The following is a 6005-nucleotide window of genomic DNA, read 5'->3' on the forward strand; positions in this document are numbered from 1 at the left end:
CTTGCGCGAATCGTACCCAACAGGTGGCGTTTTCATCGGCTTTATCATAACGATCCCAGTGAAAATGGATGCGGATACACCCCTCTTCATTGACATAAATCTCTTCGCCTTCCGGGCCGACCACGGTTGCGATTTCATCACCGTCCGCCAGCGGTTTGTAACGGTATAGCGCTCGCCAGTCTCTATAACCCGAAATAAAACTGAATTCATTGTGCAGATAAGTACCTGATTCTCCGCTCTGTTCTTGCAATGCCTGCGGACACTTGCCGTGATGATGGATAGTGACGATTTGCCAGCGGGTGTTCATGGCGTCAACCGGGTGTTCGTTAAGCTCAAAGATTTTACCGGGCATCAGTTTAAAACAGTTGCTTTGCCCGCAGCCGGCCTGACGTTGATTTTCGACGGCCTGCTGACGGCGCTGGACAAACGGTTTCGCCTGCGCGTCTTTCTGAAAGCGGCCATAGCTCTCAAAGAGTTCAAACAAGGTTTTCTGCCCCTCGACACGGGGATCGATATTGGCCCGGTGCGTCAGGCGGTAATCGGGATTTTGGGGATTATAGTCCTTATAAATGACCCGATTCGGGGTCATGGAGACGCCCAGACGCACCTGATTCATCACATTCATTTCGGTGGCCGTCTCTATCTGCGGGTTGTAGACCAGCGGTAAATTGGCCGTCATCCCTAAATGGCTGTCGCTGAAAAACAGCTTGTCGTCTTCAAACCAGAAATTCAGCCCCTCTTCGGCAACTAACCGGGCAAAAAAGGCATAATCGGACTCCCGTTTCTGCGTCACATACTCCCGTGTGTAATGAAATTCATCCAGTTGGCAGTCGAACAGGATGCCATGTTTTTTCAGTAAACTCTTGAGGATCTCCGGCACGCTTTGCCGATGATAAATCCGGCTGTCCTGATTCAAATTCATCCGCCAGAGCGCGGGCTGGACGGTGAGGTGATAAATGGTACGATGCGCATGCGTATCCCCCCGTATAGCCTGTGAGATAATGCCGCTAACCTGACGTTGCTCAACGTCGTTGAAAACCACCCGGAATTTCACAGATTGTAATAGCAGTGATTCCAGATCAATATCGGCCCGTTTACTGACCAGCGTTAAGGATAGGGTAAATAATTCGGATAATTCCTCCTGTAAAGAAAATTCAGCTACTGCAAAAGTTTTCTCCGGCAAGTCAGTAATATGACAAAGAAAGTGTAATCCATCGTTCATATGGACTCCTTATTTTTGGTGTTTAGGTAAATTAATAATATGGCCTTGGTGGTGTCATTTTATTTTCCAGTAGTCTATCGTTTGGCGATGGAGGTCAATTCTTCCATTAGGATATTCAACCCATTCGCCTCTCCCATTAGTTACCGTAATTTTTGGCATTTTGGTTTCATCTAGTTTAGGTTTATAGGTGATTTTCCATTTAGCGTCCGGTGTTAACTTCAACCTAAAGGGATACATACTAACTTCACCGTGCAAGGATACACTTTTCGGAAATCCTTCAACTAGTTCTAAAACAGGGTAAATAACCGGGCTAAAATCAATCGTATTCGATGCGGGAATTTCGCTAATATTCGTCTGGACTGCATCATTGATAAATGCGATTAAACCTGTTCCCCCATAAGGTGCAGCATCTTTTACCAGATGATGGACATCGGTATAACTGACTGACACAAAGGCTCGGTTAATTTTCCATTTACACCGTCCTCCGCCATTGAAAGGTAATTTCGTCTGAAAGTAACCGGTTTGCGGATCAACCTCCACTTTCAGACGAAGCCCGTTGTAGGTTGGCACTTTATAAGGTGACATGTCAGCATGTAGCTGATACTCAAGGCAATCTTTTGAGATATACTCTGCGGACACATGTGGTTTTGTATACTTCGGTGCCACTCCTTCTACGGTTATCCACTGATTCTCTTTAGGCGGAGAAAGCGGCTCATTAGGGTTAGCACAGCCTGATATTAAAATCACTGATAAGATCGATAAGTATTGTTTAATATTTATCATGGTAAACTTTTCTCAATTCCTACAGAGTTATCTATATAGCGTGTTAGGGCTAGATTGCTTTTGAAATTGCAATTTGCTTATTTTATGTATCGGAAGTTGACTTGTTGAGTATCGGTTTTAATACTCCCGTCAGGATATTCAACCCATTCCTTTTTTTTAGTCACCGTGATCTTGGGTATTTTGGTTTCATCTAGTTTAGGCTTAAAGATAATTTTCCATTCAGCTTTTGGTACTAAAGTTAGCCGGAAAGAACGCACGTCGACTTCACCTTGTAAGAATATTCTGTTTGGATACCCCTCAACTATTTTCAGGACAGGATGAATGACAGGGCTGAAATTCAGGATATTCGATGCAGAGGTCTCATCACCGTCTGTTTGAGCTGCATTATTGATAAATGCAGTCAAACCAGTTCCTCCTCCTCCTTCATATATAACAGCATCTTTTGCCAGATGATGGACATCGGTATAACTGACTGACACAAAGGCTCGGTTAATTTTCCATTTACACCGTCCTCCGCCATTGAAAGGTAATTTCGTCTGAAAGTAACCGGTTTGCGGATCAACTGCCACTTTCAGACGAAGCCCGTTGTAGGTTGGCACTTTATAAGGTGACATGTCAGCATGTAGCTGATATTCAAGGCAATCTTTTGAGATATACTCTGCGGACACATGTGGTTCGGTATATTTTGGCGCCACCCCTTCTACGGTGATCCACTGATTCTCTTTAGGAGGAGAAAGCGGCTCATTAGGGTCAGCACAGCCTGATATTAAAATCACTGATAAGATCGATAAGTATTGTTTAATATTTATCATGGTAAGTTTTCCTCAATTCCTACGGCGTTACTTCATATTCATGTACATGAACCGAAAATCCACTAATTGAGTACCCTTATCAATCTTGCCGCCCGGATATTCAACCCACTCACCTTTCCCATTAGTCACAGTGACTTTCGCCATTTTGGTTTCATCCAATTTAGGCTTAAAGATAATTTTCCATTTAGCTCCTGGAGTTAATTTCAGTCGAAAGGAGCGCATTTTTGATACTTCACCTTGTAAATATACGCTTTTAGGAAATCCTTCAACCATTTCCAAAACAGGGTAGATGATGGGGCTAAAATTAATAGTATTTAATGCCGCAGTTTCACTAATATTCGTCTGGACAGCATCATTAATAAACGCAGTTAAGCCGGTTCCCGAATACGGAATAGCATCTCTCACCAGATGATGGACATCGGTATAACTGACCGACACAAAGGCTCGATCAATCTTCCATTTACATCGTCCTCCACCATTAAAAGGTAATTTCGCTTGAAAGTAACCAGTTTGCGGATCAGCCTTTATATCCTCCAAACGTAATCCGTTATAAGTCGGTACTTTAAAAGGCGACATATTGGAATCCAGACGATATTTAAGGCAATCTTTTGAGATATACACAGCGGATACATGCGGTTCGGTATATTTTGGCGCTACCCCTTCTACGGTTATCCACTGATTCTCTTTAGGAGGAGAAAGCGGTTCGCTAGGATCAGCACAGCCTGATATTAATGTGATTAACAAGACTAATAAACATTGTTTGATATTTGTCATAGTAAATCTTCCTCAATCTCTACGGTATTATCCGTATAGCGTGTTAAGGCCAATAGTCCATGTTTATTTTGTTGAGTGCAAATCAGAGTTTGCTTTAATTGATGATCTATCTGTAAAAATAGTGCATCGCGTTGCCGAATATCTGCAACAATATCGGCCCTCTCATTTAGAGTCTTTTCAAATAACTGTTCTTGATCTCGGAAAAAATGGTATTTACCCGGTGCAATCAATTCTGCCAGTCGTGCGCCAATGTAGCAGGCATATTTCCTTGAACGGTGAGCTGGGAAACCTAAGGCATCTTTTTCGGTCGGATTCTCATTCAACGGAAACCATTTGGCTTTATCCGCATCACTTATTTGCTTAAAAAATCCTTTTTGAATCTCACCAGCACTCTTTATATTATGCGCCGTTTCACTGTTCAACGATGGGATTAAATATAGCTTTGTTTTAGTAGGTAAGGTGGTTCTGAGCCGTATATGGTTGCTTGGGTTACGCTCTTCCAGCCATTCAATAACCAGATTGATTTTACAAAAGTGCACTATTTTTCCGTGATGCAGGAAAATTTCACCACTTTTAGTAAAATCCAGTAATTCAATAGGGCTGAATAGATAACCGAGTGGTCCCCAACAATTATATAACCAGTTATCCAGATTTTTTTCCGGTGGTAAAGAAGGAATAGGATCATCTTCATTCACATGACGGTAATGGGTGATATTTGCCAGTTCCTGTACCGCACTAACAGTCAACACCCGGGGCATTCCATAGCTGTAAAGACACGGATCATATTCTTTCAGTTGTGCGCAATGTAGTAATGCCAATGCACCTCCTAAACTGTGACCACAGACAAACAATCTTTTATTTTGAGCCAACTTGGTAATATCGGTGAATACTTCTTGAAGTGTATCACTGGGGACTCTTAACTTGCTAACTAGATTAAATGCCTCCCAAAAACCTTTATGTACTTTGCCATTATGAATAAACCCGCTGCATAGGGCTTTTTCATCGCAATCTAACCCCAAAGGTTGGTACGTAGCATCTGTCAGGATATCCTCCTTGCTGGCTGTGCCTCGCCAACTGATAATCACATCGTTTTTACTAGCCACATAAAACAGTTGGGTATCACCTCCTACACCATCAATATTTGATGAATCAATAAATTCCACCTGAATGTAACGTTCACTAAACGGCACATCGTAAACGACAGGCGTTGCTGACAATGTTTCCACTTTATAGGGCAATTTTGAAACATTCACCATTTGCCGGTTAAAAAAGTGTTTAACGGAGCCTGCTACATTGACATCCCCATCGGCATAGGCCAGCACGCTCATCAAACACTGGTTATAAGCATTCACAATGGAATACTCTTTTTGATGGTGTAGCAGCAGAACCCAAGCCCGGAATGGACATACCTCCAGCACATGCCGACAGTTGAGCGGACGGGAATAAAGCCCTTTGGGTTCCGGATCTGGGAAATGATAGGGCGGTGGGATGTCTTTAGGGTCCCACCCTTGAATCACTGGCAACCCATCACTGATCTGCCCGATAGTCACATAGCGATATTGATGGCCTTCAGCTTCCGCTTTTGGCTTCACCACCGAAAATTCTTCTCCCCGTTTTTCCCGCAACGGACGCTGTTCCATCTCATCGGCCAACGATTGGGCGTGGATATACAATGTCACGGGATGAGCTGACAGGTCTTCTTCCCTGAGCACCCCGAAACCATCCGTCTTCCCTTTGCGCACATAATTCGGTAGCCCCTTGCTTATCAGGCTATAAGGCATATTAACCAGCGGCTTCCCCTGTTCATCCACCAACTGAAATTCCACCCAGTGTTTCAACAGCCTACAATCGAAGCATTCTCGCGGATCTAATGTACTCATCAGTGTTGTTTCCTTTGTTTACTATTACAGATAGGCACGCAGCCCGAACATCATGTGGTGAAAATCCCACAGAATTTCTCCCGTCTGGCTATCAATCACTTTCATCATCACAAAAGCCCTCATGCTGATGAAAAGCGTCATCAGGCGTGACACCACCAGACTGAACTGATGCATCTCCCCTTGATTGGCGTAACAATCCGGGTTCAATGTCAGGACGAGTTGATGGCCCCGCACTGGAATCCCTTTGTCCAGACGATCTATTGGAATGTTGTCCAGCCGAACGATACCGTCGATATGTTCCTGGATACGTTTGCTTAATGACTGGTCGTAGGAGAAATCGAACATCTTGATAAGATTTTTTAATGAGTCGGTGTGAAACGCCATCCAGGGGGGACATGGAAAGGAAGGAGATGATTGTCCAGTTCGATCTATCTTCCTTATCCTCCGTTATTGGTGGGTGGCAGGCAGAAACCGGGGTGATATTGCTGACTTTCAGCCCCGAGGCATTTTCTCCCAGTTGATTGATAGCACCGA

At 43.8% G+C, this 6005-nt stretch carries 7 protein-coding genes; 1 reads left to right on the plus strand and 6 read right to left on the minus strand.

Translation table 11 applies throughout. The features are described from left to right. The 6 genes from tssI to EAE93_RS23345 all read right to left on the minus strand — a co-directional run. The coding region (gene tssI / locus EAE93_RS23320; RefSeq protein WP_214040668.1) for a type VI secretion system tip protein TssI/VgrG at positions 1–1222 on the minus strand (1222 nt) is incomplete at its 3' end. A gap of 54 nt (positions 1223–1276) precedes the next feature. Next, positions 1277–2005, minus strand: coding sequence for a hypothetical protein (locus tag EAE93_RS23325; protein WP_036806456.1), 729 nt, complete (start codon positions 2003–2005; stop codon positions 1277–1279). Positions 2006–2082: 77 nt separating this feature from the next. Further along, on the minus strand, positions 2083–2817 hold the full coding sequence (locus EAE93_RS23330) for a hypothetical protein (RefSeq protein ID WP_214040669.1): 735 nt from the start codon (positions 2815–2817) through the stop codon (positions 2083–2085). Positions 2818–2844: 27 nt separating this feature from the next. Beyond that, positions 2845–3591 (minus strand): hypothetical protein, encoded by a 747-nt coding sequence (locus EAE93_RS23335; protein WP_105396718.1) that lies wholly within the window; start codon positions 3589–3591, stop codon positions 2845–2847. After that, positions 3588–5471, minus strand: coding sequence for a lipase family protein (locus EAE93_RS23340; protein WP_214040670.1), 1884 nt, complete (start codon positions 5469–5471; stop codon positions 3588–3590). Before EAE93_RS23340 ends, EAE93_RS23335 begins: the two co-directional genes overlap by 4 nt. Positions 5472–5495: 24 nt before the next feature. Next, positions 5496–5855 carry a type VI secretion system baseplate subunit TssF gene (locus EAE93_RS23345; protein WP_214040671.1) on the minus strand — a complete coding sequence of 120 codons (360 nt, stop codon included), beginning with the start codon at positions 5853–5855 and terminating at the stop codon, positions 5496–5498. Positions 5856–5866: 11 nt separating this feature from the next. On the opposite strand from EAE93_RS23345, the gene EAE93_RS25195 reads away from it, so the two are divergent. Beyond that, entirely contained in the window at positions 5867–5992 is a 126-nt protein-coding gene (locus EAE93_RS25195; RefSeq protein WP_269468858.1) for a hypothetical protein, read from the plus strand. Positions 5993–6005: the final 13 nt, after the last annotated feature.

This window comes from Photorhabdus akhurstii (genome assembly GCF_018448925.1).
GTDB lineage: Bacteria > Pseudomonadota > Gammaproteobacteria > Enterobacterales > Enterobacteriaceae > Photorhabdus > Photorhabdus akhurstii.

Bases quoted from the DNA above. Each gene is read 5' to 3' on its own strand.
- EAE93_RS23330 (WP_214040669.1), bottom strand. From the start codon at position 2,817: ATGATAAATATTAAACAATACTTATCGATCTTATCAGTGATTTTAATA.
- EAE93_RS25195 (WP_269468858.1), top strand. From the start codon at position 5,867: ATGGAAAGGAAGGAGATGATTGTCCAGTTCGATCTATCTTCCTTATCC.
- EAE93_RS23335 (WP_105396718.1), bottom strand. From the start codon at position 3,591: ATGACAAATATCAAACAATGTTTATTAGTCTTGTTAATCACATTAATA.
- EAE93_RS23345 (WP_214040671.1), bottom strand. From the start codon at position 5,855: ATGGCGTTTCACACCGACTCATTAAAAAATCTTATCAAGATGTTCGAT.
- EAE93_RS23340 (WP_214040670.1), bottom strand. From the start codon at position 5,471: ATGAGTACATTAGATCCGCGAGAATGCTTCGATTGTAGGCTGTTGAAA.
- EAE93_RS23325 (WP_036806456.1), bottom strand. From the start codon at position 2,005: ATGATAAATATTAAACAATACTTATCGATCTTATCAGTGATTTTAATA.